The organism is Streptomyces sp. WZ.A104, from assembly GCF_002382885.1.
GTDB lineage: Bacteria > Actinomycetota > Actinomycetes > Streptomycetales > Streptomycetaceae > Streptomyces.
In genome coordinates this window covers 72,584-92,020 of record NZ_NWVL01000020.1, presented here as the reverse complement: position 1 = coordinate 92,020, position 19,437 = coordinate 72,584, and the positions used below count along the sequence as shown (strand labels likewise).

Sequence of the window (19,437 nt, the reverse complement as noted above, 5' to 3'; positions counted from 1 at the left end):
GTTCTCCTTGACCCCATGCCAGCGACCACAGCCATGCACACGACCCACGTCCGTGGGTTCCGCAGCGCTGTCCAGGCCCGCTGTTGCTGTTCCAGCTGTCACAGCTGTTGATGCCGTAGCGCTCCAGCTCTGATTCAGCCTTCTCCGGTTTCCCGATCGGCCTCTCCGGCCGCTCGGCCCCTCTTTGCTCAGCTCATCGTGACTCCCCGCACGTGCACCCACCATGCCGAGGAACCACCGCAGCCATGAACAGTGACAGCGACCTTCAGATCGCCGGCGACATTCTTGAGGTCCAGCACCTCCTCCAGCCAGCCCGCGAGCACCCCTCCACCCTCTCCGAGTTCGTCGGCCTCGCGCGCTCCATCGCGGCCGACCGCGCGCAGTGGGCCGGACTCGTCGAGTACGACTCCGCCTCCCGCTGGTACCACCGTCTGCGCACGGGCCCGGGCTATGAGGTGTGGCTGCTGAGCTGGGTACCCGGGCAGGGCAGCGGGCGTCACGACCACGGGCTCTCCGCCGGCGTGCTGACGGTCCTGGAAGGGGAGTTGACCGAGCGCACCGAGCGGGGGCCCCGGACGCTCGGTGCGGGTGCGCAGCGCGCCTTCGCCCCGGGTTACGTCCACGAAGTGGTCAACGACTCGCTCGAACCGGCCGTGAGTCTGCACGTCTACTACCCGGGCCTGACCGAGATGCCGATGCACGCGTCGCAATCCGCCCCGACGGGCGTGGATGTCGTACCCGCCTGACAAACTGCTGTGCATGCGCATTGTTGTTCTGGCCGGTGGTATCGGCGGTGCCCGCTTTCTGCGCGGCCTCAAGCAGGCCGCGCCCGACGCGGACATCACGGTGATCGGCAACACGGGTGATGACATCCATCTGTTCGGGCTGAAGGTCTGCCCCGACCTCGACACCGTGATGTACACCCTCGGCGGTGGCATCAACGAGGAGCAGGGCTGGGGACGGGCCGACGAGACCTTCCAGGTCAAGGAGGAGCTCGCGGCGTACGGAGTGGGCCCCGAGTGGTTCGGGCTCGGTGACCGTGACTTCGCGACCCACATCGTCCGTACGCAGATGCTCGGTGCGGACTACCCCCTCAGCGCGGTCACCGAGGCGCTCTGCGCCCGTTGGCAGCCGGGCGTGCGGCTGCTGCCGATGTCCGACGACCGGATCGAGACGCATGTCGCCGTCGAGACGGACGGCGAGAGCAAGGCCGTCCACTTCCAGGAGTACTGGGTGAAGCTTCGCGCCTCGGTGCCGGCGCAGGCGATCGTGCCCGTGGGGGCGGAGCAGGCCAAGCCCGCGCCGGGGGTGCTGGAGGCCATCGGCTCCGCCGACGTCATCGTCTTTCCGCCGTCCAACCCGGTCGTGTCCATCGGCACGATCCTCGCGGTGCCTGGCATCCGCGAGGCCATCGCCGAGGCCGGGGTGCCGGTCGTCGGCCTCTCCCCCATCGTCGGGGACGCCCCCGTGCGCGGTATGGCGGACAAGGTGCTCGCCGCGGTGGGCGTCGAGTCGACGGCCGCGGCGGTGGCCCAGCACTACGGCTCCGGGCTGCTGGACGGGTGGCTCGTCGACACGGTGGACGCCGGTGCGGTGGAGGAGGTCGAGGCGGCCGGTGTCCGTTGCCGGGCGGTGCCGCTGATGATGACGGACGTGGACGCGACGGCGGAGATGGCCCGTCAGGCGTTGGCGCTGGCCGAGGAGGTACGGGCGTGAGCATCGCTCCTGGTGCTGTCGGTGGCGGTGCCGTTGGCGGCGGAGCGGTCGGTGGCGGTGCTGTTGGCGGCGGAGCGGTCGGTGGCGGTGCTGTTGGCGGCGGTGCGGTCGGTGGCGGTGCTGTTGGCGGCGGTGCGCCCTCGTTTCAGGTCTGGGCGTTGGGCGGGCTGCCCGAGGTCCGGTCCGGGGACGATCTCGCCAAGCTGATCGCCGGGGCCGAGCCGGGGCTCGTCGACGGTGACGTCCTCCTCGTCACCTCGAAGATCGTCTCCAAGGCGGAGGGGCGGATCGTCCGGGCCGCGGACCGCGAGGCCGCCATCGACGCCGAGACCGTCCGGGTCGTGGCTCGGCGCGGGACACTGCGGATCGTGGAGAACCGGCAGGGTCTGGTCATGGCCGCCGCCGGTGTCGACGCCTCGAACACCCCGGCCGGGACCGTTCTGCTTCTGCCCGAGGACCCCGATGCCTCCGCCCGGGCCATCCGGGACGGGCTGCGGGACACGCTGGGCGTCGAGGTCGGCGTCGTCATCACGGACACCTTCGGACGGCCTTGGCGCAACGGGCTCACCGATGTCGCGATCGGGGCCGCGGGGGTGCGGGTGCTGGACGACCTGCGCGGGGGGACGGACGCTTACGGCAATCCGCTCAGCGCCACGGTCGTGGCCACGGCGGACGAGCTGGCCGCCGCCGGGGATCTGGTCAAGGGGAAGGCGGCGGGGTTGCCGGTCGCCGTGGTGCGGGGGTTGCCGCACGTGGTGGCCTCCGGGGAGGACGACCCCGGCGCCCGTGCGCTCGTCCGCGGTGCGGCCGACGACATGTTCCGGCTCGGGACGTCCGAGGCGGTGCGGGAAGCGGTGACCCTGCGGCGTACGGTGCGCGAGTTCAGCGACGAGCCGGTGGATCCGGGTGCGGTGCGGAGAGCGGTGGCCGCGGCGGTGACCGCTCCTGCGCCGCATCACACGACGCCGTGGCGGTTCGTGCTGCTGGAGTCCACCGAGTCACGGACCCGGCTGCTCGACGCGATGCGGGACGCCTGGATCGCGGATCTGCGGCGGGACGGGAAGAGCGAGGAGTCGATCGCCAAGCGGGTGCGGCGCGGTGATGTGCTGCGCAACGCGCCGTATCTGGCGGTGCCGTGCCTGGTGATGGACGGCTCCCACACGTACGGGGACGAGCGGCGGGACACGGCGGAGCGCGAGATGTTCGTGGTCGCGGCGGGGGCGGGTGTGCAGAACTTCCTCGTGGCGCTGGCGGGTGAGCGGCTCGGGTCGGCGTGGGTGTCCTCGACGATGTTCTGCCGGTCGGTGGTGCGGGAGGTGCTCTCGTTGCCGACGTCATGGGATCCGTTGGGGGCGGTGGCGGTGGGGCATGCGGCGGGGGCGCCCCGGGAGCGAGGGGTTCGGGATGCGGAGGCGTTTATCGCTGTGCGGTGAGGTGTGCGCCGGGAGGGGGCGGGGCTGAGGGAGGCCGGGAGGCTGAGGTGGACCGAGAGGCTGGAGCCGGCTACAGCGCCGCGATGTTTCCCGGGGTCATCCTCGGGCCCCGGCGCTCAGGCAGGCGGCCCGCCAGCAGGATCAGACGTGTTGCCCTGTGGCGCTGGCCCTCGTACGGGCTCAGCAGGGTCAGCATCTCCTCGTCGTCCGCGTGACGGTTGTCCGCCAGGGCGTGGCCCACGATGCCCGGGAGGTGGTAGTCGCCCACCGTGACCGCGTCCGGGGCTCCGTTGGAGCGCTGGAGGGTTTCGGCGGAGGTCCAGGGGCCGATTCCCGGGATCAGTTCCAGGCGGGCCTTGGCCTCGGGAAGCGGCATCGCCGATGCCTCCTCCAGCCTGGGGGCGACCCGTACGGCCCGCAGGATCGTCGACGAGCGTTTGGTGTCGACCCCTGCCTTGTGCCACTCCCAGGACGGGATCATCGCCCAGGTGCGCGCGCCCGGCATGACGTGGAGGCCCAGGTCGGCCGTGGGGCCGGGGGCCGGGGTGCCGTAGCGGCGGATCAGGAGTCGCCAGGCCCGGTACGCCTCGTCCGTGGTGACCTTCTGCTCCAGGATCGAGGGAATCAGCGACTCCATCACCAGGCCCGTGCGCAGCAGCCGCAGCCCGGGCCGCCGGTGCCGGGCCGCGGCGAGCAGGCGGTGGTGCGGGGTGAAGGCGTCCGGGTCGTCCTCCGCGCCCAGGAGCGCGGGCAGCCCTGCCAGCAGCCACTTTGCGCCCGGGCCCCAGGCCGCCGCCCCGATCCGGCCACCGCGCTCCGCCACCCGCAGGGTCCCGGGGCCCTCGGGCGTCCGGGTCGCCCGCCAGAACGCGCCGTCCCTGGTCATCCGGAACGTGGGGTCGGCCGGGCCCCGGCGCAGGGGGCTCAGGACCAGGCGCAGGTCCAGTGGGCCGGGCGGGGTCCACTCCCGGGTCCGCTCCGCTGTCTCCTCCCGGGTCGGCCCCGGCCGCCGTACCGGGGCTGCCTGGGACGGCAGCGCCGGGCGCGCGGTGCGTGGGGCGAATCGTCCTGCCACGGGGGGCCTCGTCAGGAGTGCGGGAGAAGGAACCCTTCGAGGGTACGGGGCGAAGCCCACCGGAACGGCGAGCGGAGCCCACCGGTCCCAGGAAGAGCGGAGCCTACTGGTCCGACGAAAAGCGGATCGACGCGTCCGGGAGGGCCGCGCCGCACCAGATCCTGACCCCGTCGCGCAGCTCGTTGTCCGCGCCCACCTGTGCCCCGTCGCCGATCACCGCGCCCGTCAGCACCGTACGGCTGCCGATCCTCGCGCCCGCCCCGATCAGTGAGTCCGTGATCCTCGCGCCCGCCTCGACGGTCGCTCCCTCCAGCACCGTCGAGCCGTCTATTCTCGCGCCCGCCCCGATCACCGCGCCGGCGCCGATCACCGTGCCGCCCGTGAGCTTGGCGTCGGTGGCCACCGTGGCCGTCTCCAGGACGAGGCGGTCGCCGCAGCGGCCCGGGACCGCCGGGGACGGGGCGCGGCCGAGGACCAGGTCGGCGGAGCCGCGTACGAAGGCCTGCGGGGTACCCAGGTCCAGCCAGTACGTGGAGTCGACCATGCCCTGGAGGTGGGCCCCGGAGGCGAGGAGTCCGGGGAAGGTCTCGCGCTCCACCGAGACCGGGCGGCCCTCGGGGATGGTGTCGATGACCGAGCGCCGGAAGATGTACGCACCGGCGTTGATCTGGTCGGTGACGATCTCCTCCGGCGTCTGCGGCTTCTCCAGGAACGCCGTGACCCGGCCCGCCGCGTCGGTGGGCACGAGGCCGAAGGCGCGCGGGTCCTCGACCCGGGTCAGGTGGAGCGAGACGTCCGCCCCGGAGTCGTTGTGCGTGGCGGCCAGGGCCCGGATGTCGAGCCCGGTCAGGATGTCGCCGTTGAAGATCAGGACCGGTTCGTCCGGCCCCGAGGACAGCTTCGGCGCGACGTTGCGGATGGCTCCGCCGGTGCCGAGCGGCTCCTGCTCGGTGACGTACTCGATGTGCAGACCGAGCGAGGAGCCGTCGCCGAAGTACGGCTCGAACACCTCGGCCAGGTAGGACGTGGCGAGCACTATGTGCTCCACCCCGGCCGCCCTGGCCCGCGCCAGCTGGTGGGTCAGGAAGGGGACGCCCGCCGCCGGGACCATCGGCTTCGGGGTGTGCACCGTGAGCGGGCGCAGTCGGGTGCCTTTGCCACCGACCAGGAGAATCGCTTCTTTTGCCTCTGTCACAGCACCGTCTCTGCTTTCCTGCTGGGGCCTGGCCCGGTTGGTGGCTGGCCAGTCTAAGCAGACCGGTCGGAGATGCCCCGGTCAGCGGCCCTGCAGTTTGGCGGAGGTGGTCCGGGCCGTGCCGAGCTTCTTGTAGAGACGCGCTCCGGGGCATTCGGTTGCGAAACCGTCCCGATGGCCCGAGATGACGTTCATTTTGACCTTCCTGCCCTTCGTGTACTTGTTGCTTCCGGCGGAGACGAGGGTGACCTTGCTCTTGGGGTTGGCCCCGAACAGTCCGAGCTTCCAGGCGGTGAGCTTGGAGACGGCGGTCACCGCTGCGGCGGGCGGGTTGGTGGAGGTGTAGGTGCCGAGCACCGCGACGCCCATGGTGTTGGTGTTGAAGCCCAGGGTGTGGGCGCCGAGTACCGCCCTCGCGACGCCGCCCGCCCGGCCCTCGTAGATGTTTCCGCACTTGTCGACGGCGAAGTTGTAGCCGATGTCGCGCCAGCCGCTGCTCCTGGTGTGGTAGCGGTAGATGCTGCGGAGCACCGAAGGGGCCTGCTTGCAGGTGTAGTTGTTCCCGGTCGCGCTGTGGTGCACGAAGGCCGCCTTGACGGACCTGGTGTACACGAAGTTCCGCTCGCGGAGCCTCTCGTCCGCGCCCCAGCCCCTACGGGTGACGATCCCCGGACGGGGTCCGATGTACGGCTTCGCCCCGGCCGCGACGATCGCCGCCTCCTCCTCCGTCTCCGCCTTGGTCAGCGCGGGGATGAAGGTCGCGCCGAGCGGGGCGAGTTCCGCGTTGGCGGCCGAGGTGGCGGCGGATTCGGCGGTGAGCGCCTCCGGCACGGCCACCACCGTGGTGGGCGGTGGGGTGTCGGCGAACCTCGCCGGGGTCATGGCGGGGAGCTTCACCGGGGTCGCGGCCCGGTTGACGGGGGCGCCCCGGGCGGGTTCCGGCTCCGGGTCCTCGCCGGGGTCGACGAGCTCGAGGCGCAGCCCCTCGGGGAGCGGCGCGGCGATGGTCCGGTTCTGCGGATCGGGGGCCTCCGGGCGTACGCGGACCTCGACGCCGTCCGAGTCGCCGACCCAGAGCGGGGCCGTCGCCCCGCGTACGGTGCCGGACTCCCGCTCTGCACTGCCCAGGTCGGCGGTGTGCTCGGCGTTGTGCGTCTCGATGTCCTGCCAGTCCGACCAGTCCGTCGTCCCGGTCGCCCGGGTACGGACCTGGACCGTACCGTGCAGCTCGGCCCCGGCATCGTCCCAGACCACGCCCACCAGGGAGAACGGGCGGGCGTCACGCTGGGCCAGGCCCTGGCCCACCGCGCCCGCGACCCGGTTCGACGGTGCGGCGAGCGGTTCCAGGGGCAGGGACTGCGTCGAACCGGCGGGCTCGGCCGCGGACGCCATGGCCTCGGCCGCGCCGGTCTCCCCGGTGCCGAGGACAGCGCCGCGCGGGCCCGTGGCGGTGTCGGGGCGGGTCTCTCCCCCGGGCGCGGCTTCGAGTCGTACCGACGGCGGGCCCGCTCCCGGGGTCCCGTGGGACACGGAGGGGGGACGGGCAGGGGCGGAAGCGGCGGGGACGGCGAGCGGCAGGGTGAGGGCCGCCGCGCAGGTGACGCCGACTGAGGTCACGAATAGTGCACGCATACGCATGATCCTGGGCATATACGCCTGAATCCGGCCACCCGGGCATCGACCCATAAGTGACACCCCGTCTGCCGAACCGGTGTACGTGACACCCGTTCAGCCCGCCCCCCACGGCGTCCCCGCGTACGCTTGCGCGGATGAACTCCAGCGACCGCACCCCCGCCGACCTGCTGCGATCCGCTCTCGCCGCGGACCCCGCCCGCCCCCTGGTCACCTTCTACGACGACGCCACCGGAGAACGCGTCGAACTGTCGGTGGCCACCTTCGCCAATTGGGTGGCCAAGACCGCCAATCTGCTCCAGGGCGACCTGGCCGCGGAGCCGGGCGACCGGCTCGCCCTCCTGCTTCCCGCGCACTGGCAGTCCGCCGTCTGGCTGCTCGCCTGCTCCTCGGTCGGAGTCGTCGCCGACGTCCAGGGCGACCCGGCCGCCGCCGACCTCGTCGTGACCGGCCCCGACACCCTGGAGCGGGCGCGGGCCTGCCGGGGTGAGCGGGTCGCGCTCGCCCTGCGCCCGCTGGGGGGCCGGTTCCCGCAGCCGCCCGAGGGGTTCTCGGACTACGCGGTGGAGGTTCCGAGCCAGGGCGACCGCTTCGCACCCTTCGCCCCGGTGGACGCCGACGCGCCCTCGCTGGCCGTGGGCGGGGCCGAGCTGACGGGTGCGCAGCTCGTCGCCCGGGCCCGTGAGGACGCCGACACCCTCGGACTCGTACCGGGATCGCGGCTGCTGACCGGGCGTACGTACGACACCTGGGACGGGCTGAGCGCCGGGCTCTTCGCCCCCCTGGCGGCCGGCGGGTCCGTGGTCCTGTGCCGCCACCTCGGGCAGCTGGACGCGGACGGGCTCGCCAAGCGGATCGAGAGCGAGCGGGTCACCGGCACCGCGGAGTGAGGCGTCCGGGCGCCGCCAACGGCGCGGTATGACAAGCGCTCTGAGGTGCACTCGTCCGGCCCACAGCGGGCCGAGTCCCCGGTACCGATCGGCGGGGCGGGTAGATGATCGGCGGTACAGACCACTCTCCCGGCAGCACACAACCAAGCGCGAGGTTCAGCCGTCTACTCCTGCGACCGGCGGCCCATCGCGCCGCCGAACGTGAAGGATGGACGCAGACGTGACCGACAGCGCTGGCCCCCCGGCCGACCCGGACCGCCCGGCCGGGGACACGCCACCGGGCAGGTCGCAGGAGGAGTCCGGGCCGGACGACCGGGCCACCGACGAGAAGGCCGCCCCGGGCGCGACGTCCGCACCGGACGGCACTCCCGCCCCGGACGCCGGACCCGAAGACGCCGACGACACCGGCACGAGCACGAGCACGAGCACCGGCACCGAAGCCGCGCAGACCTGGGCCGACCACCCCAAAGACGCCGTCATGGCCGCCCGCCGGAGCCACTGGCTGCGCTGGACCGCCCTCGCCGCCTCGTTCCTCGTGCTCGTCGCCGCGGGCGTGGGCTGGTGGATGTACAGGAAGCTCGACGGGAACATCACCCCCGACACCAGCGCCGCCGCCGAACTCAAGGCGTACGAGGAGGAGCGGCCGGAGCAGGTCGTCGTGGACGCCCAGAACATCCTGCTCATCGGGTCCGACAGCCGCGCCGGGGACAACCGCGAGTACGGGCGGGACGACGGCGGCAGCGAGCGCTCGGACACCACGATCCTGCTGCACCTCGCGGCGGACCGGAAGAGCGCGACCGCGGTGTCCGTACCCCGCGATCTGATGGTGGAGATCCCCAGCTGCCGCACCGGGGACGACAAGGAGACCCGGGAGCGGTTCGGACAGTTCAACTCGGCGTTCGCGCTCGGCGGTACCGCCTGCACCATCCGGACCGTGGAGCGGATGACCGGCATCCGTATCGATCACCACATGGTCGTCGACTTCAACGGCTTCAAGGAGATGGTCGACGCCGTGGACGGGGTCGAGATCTGCCTCAAGGAGCCGATCGACGACAAGGACGCGCGCCTGGAGCTCCCGGCCGGACGGCAGAAGCTGAACGGCGAGGAGGCCCTCGGTTACGTACGGGCGCGCAAGTCCCTCGGCAACGGCAGCGACACCGAACGGATAGAGCGCCAGCAGCAGTTCCTCGGCGCCCTGGTCAACAAGATGCAGAGCAACGGTGTCCTGCTGAACCCGACCCGGCTCTACCCGGTGCTGGACGCGGCGACCAGGTCGCTGACGACGGACCCCGGGCTGGCCTCGCTGCGCGACCTGTACGACCTGGTGCGGAGCATGCGCGATGTGCCGACCGATCAGGTGCAGTTCCTGACCGTGCCCCGGCAGCCGTACCGCCAGAACCCGAACCGGGACGAACTCGTCGAACCGGACGCGGGCGAACTGTTCGAACAACTCCGCGAGGACCGGCCCGTGGCGGTCGTCCCGGCCGACGAACTCAAGGACGCGGAGAGCGTGCAGGAGCGGGAGGAGAGCGGAAAGCCGGACGGCGCCGGGCCCGAGAGCCCGACGCCGGCGCCCACATATTCGGGCTCAAGCGCGGCCGACAACCTGTGTGAGCAGTAAAGCAATCCCCAAGACACCGAAGACAATCGACGCGGAATGGGAAGAATGCCCGCTTGTAAGGGGCGTGGAATATGTCACGCACGTCGCCCCACCAGGAAAGCGCCGGATAGTGTGGCGCGATCCGGTGCTTCCGGCCGTCAGGTCGTGCACTGCTGGAGCGAAGGAACGAGCGCCTTGCGGGGGAGGGCGCCTCGCGTGGCACCGACGGAGGATCTGGGCAACCGTGGACGCGCATAGCCGTGGGCGGGCGGACGATATCGACCCCGCCGACCAGTGGGTACTCAACCCGCAGACCGGCAATTACGAACTGCGACTGAATCACTCCGCTGGGGAATCGAGCAGCCCTTCACGTACGGCCACGGCTACCGAAGGAACCGGTCGCCGCGGCGACTCCCGGGCCGGTACGCGTGAACGTGAGGGCGCCCCGGACGGGCCGCGCCGCGAGGTCCCCGGCCAGCGCAGCCGCCGCAGCTCCCAGGGCGGGCGCGGGGCCGCCGAGCCGCCCATGTCCGGCCACCGCCGGAAGCGAAAGACCAAGAAGTCGCGCAAGAAGAAGGCGCTGTTGTGGTCGGGCGGGGTCATGGCCTTCGTCGTGGTGGGCACCTCGCTCGGCGCGTACCTGCTGTACGAGAAGCTCAACGGGAACATCGACGCCATCGACGTGGGTGACGCCGGCAACAAGGACGTCGTCCCCGACGGCCCGATGAACATCCTGATCATCGGTACCGACAAGCGCACCGGCAAGGGCAACGAGGGCTACGGCGACAACGGCAGCGTGGGCCACGCCGACACCAACATCCTTTTCCACGTCTCCGAGGACCGCACCAACGCGACGGCGATGAGCATCCCGCGCGACCTGATGACCGAGATCCCCGAGTGCGAGGCGAAGCAGCCGGACGGGACCTCCACCGTCATCCCCGGCACCCCGAAGGAACGCTTCAACACCAGCCTCGGCCAGAACGGCCGTGATCCCGGCTGCACCATGAAGACGGTCGAGACCATCACCGGCGTCAAGCCGGACCACTTCATGATGGTCGACTTCAACGCGGTCAAGGAGCTGACCACCGCGGTCGGCGGCGTCAAGGTCTGCATGGCCAAGCCGATCGACGACCCGAAGTCGCATCTGAAGCTGCCGCAGGGCGAGTCGAAGGTGCAGGGCGAGGACGCGCTGGCCCTGCTGCGCACCCGGGACAGCTTCGGCAACCGGAGCGACCTCGACCGGATCAAGGTGCAGCAGCAGTTCCTCGGCTCCATGATCCGGGAGATGAAGTCGAGCGACACCCTGACCAACCCGAAGAAGCTGTACAAGCTGGCCGACGCGGCCACCAAGGCCCTGACCGTCGACACGGCCATCGGCGACGCGAAGAAGCTGATGACGCTGGCGCAGGAGATCAGCAAGGTCGACACGAAGAACATCACCTTCCTCACGATGCCGGTCATCGACAACCCGGCCGAGCCGAAGCCCGTCACCGTGGTCGTGGACCCGGTCAAGGGTGAGCAGCTCTTCGCGATGCTGCGCGCCGACACCTCTCTGACCGAGGTGAAGCAGAAGGAGAAGGCCGCCAAGGGCAAGCAGGCGGCCCTGCTCAAGGGCCCGAAGGCCGAGCCCGCCGACGTACGCGTGGACGTCCTCAACGGCGGTGAGATCCCCGGTGCGGCGGGCGCGACCGTCACCTGGCTCCAGAACGAGCAGGGGGTACTGAAGTCCGCCAACAAGGCCAACGCACCGGAGAAGATCAAGAAGACGACGCTGGAGTACGCGCCCAACCAGGCCGATCAGGCCCGGGCGCTCGCCGCGATGATGGGGCTGCCCGCCGCGGCCATGAAGCAGGGCGCCGCCGACGCCGAGGGGCTTGAGGCGATGGTGCTCACGCTGGGGGCGGACTTCAAGGGCGCGGGGCAGCCCATCACCGGGCCCGCGAAGGCTCCGGAGGGCGTCGAGCAGGCAAGCGCCGACAAGGCGGTATGCGCCAAGTGATACCGGGGCACCGCGCCACGGCGGAAATCTGAACAGCATGGGGGGTCCCGTGGGACGGAGCAGTACACGCGGGGAGGGGACGCGATCACGCGTCCGCCGCGCCGATGAACCCGGCCAGGGCGAGAAGCCGTACGACGGCGACGGGCCGGGGGGCGGCCACGGACCGGGGCACGGGCCGGAGGGCGGCGAAGGCGTCCGTCAGGCGGCGAAGGGCCGCCGCGGCGGTGACGGCGGCCGGGCCCGCGGGCGCAGCAGCCGCCGTGCCCCGAAGAGCGGGAAGCGGCGGGTGCTGCGCTGGAGCGCCTGCGTGCTCTCCGTGCTGATACTCGGCACCGGCGGTGCCGGTTACCTCTACTACGAGTACCTCAACAGCAACATCAAGAAAGAGGATCTGACCCTCGGCGACAAGCCGATGGCCGATCACAAGGCCAACGCGGCCGGGCAGACCCCGCTCAACATCCTGCTCATCGGTTCCGACGCCCGGGACTCCGAGGCCAACCAGAAGCTGGGCGGCGCGAAGGAGACCTTCGGGGCTCCGCCGCTCGCCGACGTACAGATGCTGCTCCACCTCTCAGCCGACCGCAGCAATCTGTCCGTGATCAGCATGCCGCGCGACACCATGCTGAAGATGCCGAAGTGCACGGCCCCGGACGGCGAGGTCTTCCCGGCCAGCACGGGGGACGTGCAGACCAACCAAAGCCTGGGGCGCGGGGGTCCGGGGTGCACGGTGGCCACCTGGTACGAGCTGACCGGCATCCGGATCGATCACTTCATGATGATCGACTTCGCGGGTGTGGTGTCGATGGCCGACGCGATCGGCGGCGTCCCGGTCTGCGTCGACGCCAACATCCACTCGCTGACCTCCGACGGCAAGGGCTCCGGGCTGAAGCTGGAGGAGGGCACCACGTACGTCAAGGGCGAGCAGGCCCTCCAATGGCTGCGCACCCGCTACGGCTTCGAGGACAACACCGACCTCGGGCGGGCCAAGGCCCAGCACCAGTACATGAATTCCATGGTCCGCGAGCTGCGCAAGGGCACCAAGCTCACCGACCCGGCGAAGCTGATGAACCTCGCCGAGGCCGCCACCAGCGCGCTGACGGTCGACAAGGGCCTGGACACGGTCAAGAAGCTCTACGACCTGGCCGAGGAGTTCAAGAAGGTCCCGACGAAGCGCATCACGATGTCGACCATGCCGAACGTGTACGGCACCGGCACCAACAAGGGCCGGGTGTACCCGAAGGCGGGCGACGCGGAGCAGCTGTTCCGGATGGTCCGGGAGGACGTACCGCTGGACGGCAAGCCCTCCAAGCGGAAGGCCGCTGAGCCGAAGGACCCGTCCGCCCCGGTCGGCGAGATCGCCGTGGCCGTACGGAACGGGACCGCTACCGACGCGCTCGGACCGGCCTCCGGTCGGGCGACCGACGTGGCGGACCAGCTGAAGGAGGCGGGCTTCGCGCGGACCACCATCGCCCCGGACAATGTGACCGGGACGGCGCGGACCGCGATCCTGTATCCGAGCGCGGACCTGGAGGGCGACGCGCAGGCGGTCGCCAAGGCACTCGGGATTCCGCTGTCGCAGGTGAAGAAGTCCACGGACGTCTCGGGGATCTCGCTCGCGGTGGGCGCCGACTGGCGCGAGGAGGGGGTCTACCCGGTGTCCAAGGGCGAGGAGAAGACCCCGAAGTCGGCGGGTGCCCTCAACGGGGAGAAAGTGGCCTGCATGGAGGTCAATCCGGCCTACACCTGGTGACGGCATAACAGTCCGTACGTACGTGAGGGCCCCACCGTTCAGCGGTGGAGCCCTTCGTACGTGTCGGGTGTCCGGTCGGTCCGGTCAGACCGTCTCGCTGCTCCCCGCCAGCGACGGGCGGCGGCTCGCGATGACCTTCTTCGCCAGGGACCGGGGGCTGGTGAGGAAGCCGAAGCCCCAGCACATGTGCATCGTCGCCAGCGCCACCGGGATCTGCGCGCGGGCCTTCAGCGACAGCCCCTTGCCCGCGGGCACCGACCCGGCGAGGATCGCGGCCGCGTAGCCGCCGGGGACGACCAGCGCCCACGGGGTGACGGTCGCGCCCAGGACCAGGCCCGCCGCGATGGCGACGACGGCGGTCGGCGGGGCCAGGTAGCGCAGGTTGATCGAGCCGGAGTGGTAGCGGGCGACGACGTGGCGCCAGCGGCCGTAGTCCTTGTACTGCTTGGCGAGCGCCTTCACCGAGGGGCGCGGGCGGTACTGGACGCGCAGCTCGGGCGAGAACCAGATGAGCCCGCCCGCCTCGCGGATGCGGAAGTTCAGCTCCCAGTCCTGGGCGCGGATGAACTCGACGTTGTAGCCGTCGGCCTGCTCCAGCGCCTCGCGGCGGAAGACGCCGAGGTAGACCGTCTCGGCCGGGCCCGCCTGGCCGCCCGTGTGGAAGGCCGCGTTGCCGACGCCGATCTTCGAGGTCATCGCGGCGGCGACGGCGTCCTCCCAGGCGTTCTCGCCCTCGGCGTGCATGATGCCGCCGACGTTCTGCGCGCCGGTCTCCTCCAGGAGGCGGACGGCGGTGGCGATGTAGTTCGGCGAGAGCATGCCGTGGCCGTCGACCCGGACGACGATCGGGTGGCGGGAGGCCTTGATCGCCGCGTTGAGGGCTGCGGGGGTGCGGCCGGTGGGGTTGGGGACCGTGTGGACCCGGGGGTCCTCGGCGACCAGTTCGGCCGCGATCTCGTCCGTGCGGTCGGCGGAGGGGCCGAGCGCGATCACGACCTCCATCTCACCGGCGTACTCCTGCTCCAGGATGTGCCGGACCGCGTTCCTGAGATGGCGTTCCTCGTTGAGCACCGGCATGATCACGGAGACGGCGGGGTACTGCGCGGCAGACATGTGGTCCTCGGGGGGTCCTCGGGGGCGCCGGGGGTTTCGTACCCCAGGAGGCGGCTCTGTTTCGGCCGCCACGTTACCGCGAATGGGGGACACCGGTGCGCGCGCCGCCCGGTGGTGGGCCGGGGCGGAGATCCTATGGGCCTACCGTCGGACGGTCCCCCCTGCACCACGGAGGTGTCTCCCCCCGTGCCCACGCCGCAACGACCACAGCGCCCCTCGCGCCCCCGCACCACTTCCCCGAGGCGCCGTCCTCCCCAGGGTGCGCGGCCGGTCCGCTCGCGCAAGCAGGACGAACGGCCGCGCTGGGGCATGCGGGTGGCCACCGGTCTGTCCGTGCTGGTGCTGGGCGCAGGTGGGATCGGTCACGCCGTGGTGAGCAACCTGGAGACCGGGATCGGCCGGGTCGACCCGTTCAAGGACATGAAGAACCGGCCCCAGGGCGGCCGCGGCACGAATCTGCTGCTGGTGGGCACCGACGGCCGGGACACCATCACCGAGGAGGAGCGGAAGAAGTACCGGCTCGGCGGCGCGCCCTGCCACTGCACGGACACGATCATGCTGGTCCATCTGTCGGCCGACAAGCAGCGGGCGAGCGTCGTCAGCCTCCCCCGGGACAGCTACGCCGAGATGCCCGCCCACACCGACCGCACCACGGGCAAGCACCACGAGAGCCACCCGGTGAAGCTGAACGCCGCGTACGCGGAGGGCGGGCCGACGCTGACCGTGCGGACCGTCGAGAACATGACGGGCGTCAAGATCGACCACTATCTGGAGGTCGACTTCACCAGCTTCATGAAGACGGTCGACGCGGTGGGCGGGGTGAAGATCTGCACGGCCCGGCCGATGAAGGACTCGTACACCGGGCTGAACCTGCCCGCGGGCACGCATGAGTTGGACGGCGGCCAGGCCCTCCAGTACGTGCGTTCGCGCCATATCGACGTGGCCGCCGACCTGGGCCGGATGGAGCGCCAGCAGAAGTTCATGGCGGCGCTGATCAAGCGGGCGACGAGCAGCGGGGTGCTGCTGAACCCGGTGAAGTTCCAGCAGGTCTCCGCCTCGGTGCTGGGCTCGGTACGGGCGGACAAGGGGTTCGGTACGGAGCAGATGCTGGCGCTAGGCCGGGCGATGAAGGACTTCAGTCCGGCCTCGTCCGAGTTCACGTCCGTGCCCATCGGCAACCCCAGCTTCCCCGTCAAGGGCATCGGCTCGACGGTGCAGTGGGACGCGGCGAAGTCGAAGAAGCTGTTCCAGGCCCTGCGCGAGGACCGGCCGCTGGCCCCGGAGAAGCCGAAACCGAAGCCCGCGGCGGGCCCGCGGCAGCCGCCCGCCACGCTCGTCGACGTGGCACCGAAGGAGATCCGGGTCCAGGTCTACAACGGGACCCCGAAGGACGGCCTCGGCCAGACCGTCGACGAGGGGCTGCGCGCCACCGGGTTCACCACCACGGGAGGCCCGCTCAACGGGGAGCTGCAGGACCTGAAGCGGACGCTCGTGGAGTACGACCCGCGCTGGGACCGGTCGGCGAAGTCCCTGGCCGCCGCCCTGCCCGGAAGCGAGCTGAAGGCGGTGAAGGGCCAGGGCGGAACGATGAAGGTGACGGTGGGCTCGGACTTCACGAAGGTGCAGCGGGTGAAGGCGGAGGCCCGGCAGACGGGCGAGTTCTCCACGGTGACGGGGGACGAGGTGGTGTGCCCGTAGGGTCCCGGAAGCCTGTACGGGTTCTCGGGAGCCCGTAGGGTTCCGGAGGCTGTAAGGACCTCCGAGAGCCCGTAGGGTTCCGAAGCCCGCAAGGGTTCTCGGGAGCCCGTAGGGGCTGTCGCGGACGGGGTCAGTCGTCGATGCCGTCCGCCGCGCGCTTCTCGCGCAGTTCCTTGATCGCGCGGCGGCGGGCGAGGCGGTGGGTGCGCCGGATCTGCGCCTCCTGGTAGCGCCGCTTGTCGCGCTCGGTCTCGGGAATCACCTGCGGTACGGAGCGCGGTCTGCCATCCCCGTCGACGGCGGCGAAGACCAGATAGGCGCTGCCGACCTGCTGGGCGGGGGTCGACTCGTTCCAGCGCTCGGCCATCACGCGGACGCCGACCTCCATAGAGGAGCGGCCGGTCCAGTTGACCTGGGCGCGTACGTGGACGAGGTCGCCGACGCGGACCGGCTCCAGGAAGACCATCTCGTCCATCGAGGCGGTCACGGCGGGGCCACCGGAGTGCCGGCCGGCGACGGCGCCCGCGGCGTCGTCGACCAGTTTCATGATCACGCCTCCGTGCACCGTACCGAGGAGGTTGGTGTCGCTGCCGGTCATGATGTGGCTGAGCGTGGTCCGGGAAGCCGCGGTCGGCTTGCCCGGAATCTCGCCATCCGGGCGGCTGGCCTGATCTGAACGGGTGGCCTGATCTGTCATACAGTCCACCTTATGCGCGGGCCCCGATCCCGCAGAATGCATCAGGTTCGCAACAGCCCTGGTGCGATTTCCCTTACACCCTGTAATAGCCGTGGCAAGGGGCGGCACACTGGTCGGATGAACGATTGGCCCGATCGACGGACCGGCGACGGCAGCGAGCGCTACGGCCGGGGCAGCGCCAGCCCCCAGCCCGAAAGCGCGCGGTCCATGCCGCACGTCCAGCGCCGCCCGGCACCGCCCCGCAGGCCGCAGATGCCGCCGCAGAGGCCTCAGGTCCCGCCGCAGAGCCAGGGGTACGACGACCGCTACCAAGCCCCGGCCCCCGGTTACGGCGACAGCCCCGACGCCGGTTACGACAGCGGCTACAACACGGGCCAGGTCTACGGCGGCGGCAACGGCTCCGGCCGGGGCGGCGGCCGTCGCGGCGGCGGTGACGGAGGTTACGTCCAGGGCCGCCCCGCCCCGGACTGGCGCCGCCGGATCAAGCTCGGCGCACTGACCCTGGTGGTCGCCCTCCTCGCGGTCTCCGTCTCGACGTACTTCTGGGCCGACTCGAAGCTGAAGCGCGAGGTCGACCTCTCCAAGGTGATCGAGCGGCCGGAGGCGGGCGACGGAACGAACTACCTGATCGTCGGCTCCGACAGCCGTGAGGGCATGTCGGCCGAGGAGAAGAAGCGGCTGCGCACCGGTTCCGCCGAGGGCAAGCGCACCGACTCGATGATGATCCTGCACGACGGGTCCAGCGGCCCGACGCTGATCTCGCTGCCGCGCGACTCCAACGTCGAGATCCCGTCCTTCAAGGGCTCCGAGTCCGGCAAGATGTTCCCGGGCACCGGCCGCCAGGTGAAGCTGAACGCCGCCTACGCCGAGGACGGGCCCGAACTGCTGGTGCGGACGGTGGAGTTCAACACCGGGCTGCGCATCGACCACTACGTCGAGATCGGCTTCGGCGGCTTCGCGCAGATCGTGGACGCGATCGGCGGGGTCGAGCTGGACATCCCGAAGGCGTTCAAGGACAAGAAGTCCGGCGCCGACTTCCAGGCGGGCAAGCAGACGCTGAACGGTGAGCAGTCCCTCGCCTTCGTCCGGACCCGCTACGCGTTCGCGGGCAGCGACCTCGACCGTACGAAGAACCAGCAGAAGTTCCTCGCGGCGCTGGCGAGCCAGACGGCAACGCCGTCCACGATCCTCAACCCGTTCAAGCTGTACCCGACGATGGGCGCGGGCCTGGACACGCTGATCGTGGACAAGGACATGTCGCTGTGGGCGCTGGGCAACATGTTCTTCGCGATGAAGGGCGTCACGGGCGGCGACGGTACGTCGATGAACGTGCCGATCTCGGGCAGCATCGGGAGCAACCTGGTCTGGGACAAGGCGAAGGTGAAGCAGCTCGTGGAGCAGCTCAACAACGACGAGAAGGTCACGGTCAAGGGCAACTGACCGCCTCACCCTCACGTCACGTCACCTCACCTCACCTATGAGCCGTGCGTGATGTTCCCGTGCTCGTCCATGAGGGGATGGATCTGGGAGGGGCCGTAGTCGTCCACGTCGGACGGGCGCGGCCGCTCCGGCCCGTCGGGCCCGATCCGCATCATGCGCTCGACACGGACGACCTCGTACCGGCGCCCCCGCAGAACGAGTTCGTTGGGCCTCCGGCGTGCGGTGAACTTCTTCGCGGCCCGCTCACGGAGGGCCGCCTCCTTCTCGTCCACCTTCATCCACTCGGGCAGCTCCGGCATGTCCGGCAGATCCGGCAGCTGGGGCACGGGCCGGGTGAGGTGGTGGACGAGGGCGCGCCGGGCGCCCTGTGGGGTCGAGTACTGCCCGGTCACCATCGACCAGGACAACTCCTTCCGCTCCACCACCCGGAACGTCGCCGGGAGGAGCACCACCCCCGGGTGGGTGGTCAGCGCCCGCCGGGAGTCGGCCCGTACGTCCTTGGGGAAGCGGTCGGCGGTGTAGGAGAGGTTCAGCAGCCCCATCCGGTCGATCCCCTCGGACAGCCCGACGGCGGCCGCGTGGTCGACCACGAAGCCCTCGGTGCGGGAGGCGTCGGGCGCGTCCAGGTCCCAGCTGTCGTCGTCCGGATCGGTGGCCCGGGGCGGCTCCAGCCGGTCGTCGCCGATCCGGGCGAACTCGTCGGCCCGCACGACCCGGTAGCGGACTCCGTCCGCCGTCACCTCGTTGACCGGCTTGGTCTCCAGCTGGGCCACGGCCGCCAGCAGCGACCTCCGCACGGCGGGGTCCTCGGTCTCGTCCCTCGCCTTGAACCACAGGTGCGAGTTCAGGTCGTCCCGGGCCATCTGCGGGAACCCGGTGTCGAGTTCACCCATCAGCCGCCAGCGCGGCCGGTCCCCGCCCCGCTGCTCGGCGAGCCCGAACAGCGGCCCCCGGACCACGATGCTCGGGTACTTGCGGACCGAGGCGAACGCGTCCACCTCGGTGACCTCGGAGACCGGGTCGTCGCGGTGGGTGACGTTGATGGTGAGATGGTCCGGCGACTTCCCCGGGTGATCGTCCATGCACTCAGTGTGCCGAAGCGGGACTGTTGGTGTCAGGGTTTCCACCACAAAAGGCTTGCCGGCGCTGATGCCGACGAGCGTGCTCCGCTGCCCTTCCGGGCCGGGGTGCGCTCGGGT

General features: G+C 71.0%; 15 protein-coding genes. 9 read left to right on the top strand and 6 right to left on the bottom strand.

Going from position 1 to position 19,437, the window contains the following annotated elements; translation table 11 throughout:
* Positions 1–245: 245 nt before the first annotated feature.
* The 3 genes from CIB93_RS13640 to CIB93_RS13630 are packed head-to-tail and all read left to right on the top strand — an operon-like array spanning position 246 to position 3,149.
* A complete protein-coding gene (locus tag CIB93_RS13640; RefSeq protein ID WP_096627065.1) occupies positions 246–746 on the top strand; it encodes a cysteine dioxygenase family protein in 501 nt (166 codons plus the stop codon).
* Positions 747–759: 13 nt separating this feature from the next.
* A complete protein-coding gene (cofD, locus tag CIB93_RS13635) occupies positions 760–1,716 on the top strand; it encodes a 2-phospho-L-lactate transferase (RefSeq protein ID WP_096627064.1) in 957 nt (318 codons plus the stop codon).
* Entirely contained in the window at positions 1,713–3,149 is a 1,437-nt protein-coding gene (locus CIB93_RS13630) for a coenzyme F420-0:L-glutamate ligase (RefSeq protein WP_096627063.1), read from the top strand. The genes cofD and CIB93_RS13630 overlap by 4 nt, the downstream gene beginning before the upstream one ends.
* 70 nt (positions 3,150–3,219) lie before the next feature.
* On the opposite strand, the gene CIB93_RS13625 is transcribed toward CIB93_RS13630, so the two are convergent.
* From CIB93_RS13625 to CIB93_RS13615, 3 genes are all read right to left on the bottom strand, one after another.
* Positions 3,220–4,224 carry a DNA-3-methyladenine glycosylase gene (locus CIB93_RS13625; protein ID WP_096627062.1) on the bottom strand — a complete coding sequence of 335 codons (1,005 nt, stop codon included), beginning with the start codon at positions 4,222–4,224 and terminating at the stop codon, positions 3,220–3,222.
* Between the two features lie 103 nt (positions 4,225–4,327).
* Positions 4,328–5,419: an NDP-sugar synthase gene (locus CIB93_RS13620; RefSeq protein WP_096627061.1), complete on the bottom strand. Its 1,092-nt coding sequence runs from the start codon at positions 5,417–5,419 to the stop codon at positions 4,328–4,330.
* An 81-nt stretch (positions 5,420–5,500) separates the two neighbouring features.
* A complete protein-coding gene (locus tag CIB93_RS13615) occupies positions 5,501–7,051 on the bottom strand; it encodes a peptidoglycan recognition protein (RefSeq protein WP_096627060.1) in 1,551 nt (516 codons plus the stop codon).
* 137 nt (positions 7,052–7,188) lie between these two features.
* Here CIB93_RS13615 and CIB93_RS13610 point away from each other — a divergent pair, with 137 nt between their 5' ends.
* From CIB93_RS13610 to CIB93_RS13595, 4 genes are all read left to right on the top strand, one after another.
* Positions 7,189–7,941: a TIGR03089 family protein gene (locus tag CIB93_RS13610; RefSeq protein ID WP_096627059.1), complete on the top strand. Its 753-nt coding sequence runs from the start codon at positions 7,189–7,191 to the stop codon at positions 7,939–7,941.
* A gap of 208 nt (positions 7,942–8,149) precedes the next feature.
* A complete protein-coding gene (locus CIB93_RS13605; RefSeq protein WP_096627058.1) occupies positions 8,150–9,562 on the top strand; it encodes an LCP family protein in 1,413 nt (470 codons plus the stop codon).
* A 223-nt stretch (positions 9,563–9,785) separates the two neighbouring features.
* The gene (locus tag CIB93_RS13600) at positions 9,786–11,540 is read left to right on the top strand and encodes an LCP family protein (RefSeq protein WP_179500091.1); all 1,755 of its coding nucleotides are present in this window, start codon (positions 9,786–9,788) and stop codon (positions 11,538–11,540) included.
* A gap of 286 nt (positions 11,541–11,826) precedes the next feature.
* Positions 11,827–13,290 (top strand): LCP family protein, encoded by a 1,464-nt coding sequence (locus CIB93_RS13595; RefSeq protein ID WP_179500092.1) that lies wholly within the window; start codon positions 11,827–11,829, stop codon positions 13,288–13,290.
* 84 nt (positions 13,291–13,374) lie between these two features.
* Here the strand turns inward: CIB93_RS13595 and CIB93_RS13590 are convergent, their stop codons facing one another.
* Positions 13,375–14,403 carry a glycosyltransferase family 2 protein gene (locus CIB93_RS13590; RefSeq protein WP_096627056.1) on the bottom strand — a complete coding sequence of 343 codons (1,029 nt, stop codon included), beginning with the start codon at positions 14,401–14,403 and terminating at the stop codon, positions 13,375–13,377.
* 309 nt (positions 14,404–14,712) lie between these two features.
* Between CIB93_RS13590 and CIB93_RS13585 the strand changes: the two genes are divergently transcribed.
* Positions 14,713–16,101, top strand: a complete 1,389-nt coding sequence (locus CIB93_RS13585; RefSeq protein WP_096627055.1) for an LCP family protein — start codon at positions 14,713–14,715, stop codon at positions 16,099–16,101.
* Positions 16,102–16,231: 130 nt separating this feature from the next.
* Here the strand turns inward: CIB93_RS13585 and CIB93_RS13580 are convergent, their stop codons facing one another.
* Entirely contained in the window at positions 16,232–16,798 is a 567-nt protein-coding gene (locus tag CIB93_RS13580) for an acyl-CoA thioesterase (RefSeq protein WP_096627054.1), read from the bottom strand.
* A 117-nt stretch (positions 16,799–16,915) separates the two neighbouring features.
* Between CIB93_RS13580 and CIB93_RS13575 the strand changes: the two genes are divergently transcribed.
* Positions 16,916–18,238: an LCP family protein gene (locus tag CIB93_RS13575; RefSeq protein ID WP_096627053.1), complete on the top strand. Its 1,323-nt coding sequence runs from the start codon at positions 16,916–16,918 to the stop codon at positions 18,236–18,238.
* Positions 18,239–18,273: 35 nt separating this feature from the next.
* Here CIB93_RS13575 and CIB93_RS13570 read toward each other — a convergent pair whose 3' ends face one another.
* A complete protein-coding gene (locus tag CIB93_RS13570) occupies positions 18,274–19,320 on the bottom strand; it encodes a DUF5954 family protein (protein ID WP_096627052.1) in 1,047 nt (348 codons plus the stop codon).
* Positions 19,321–19,437 lie beyond the last annotated feature (117 nt).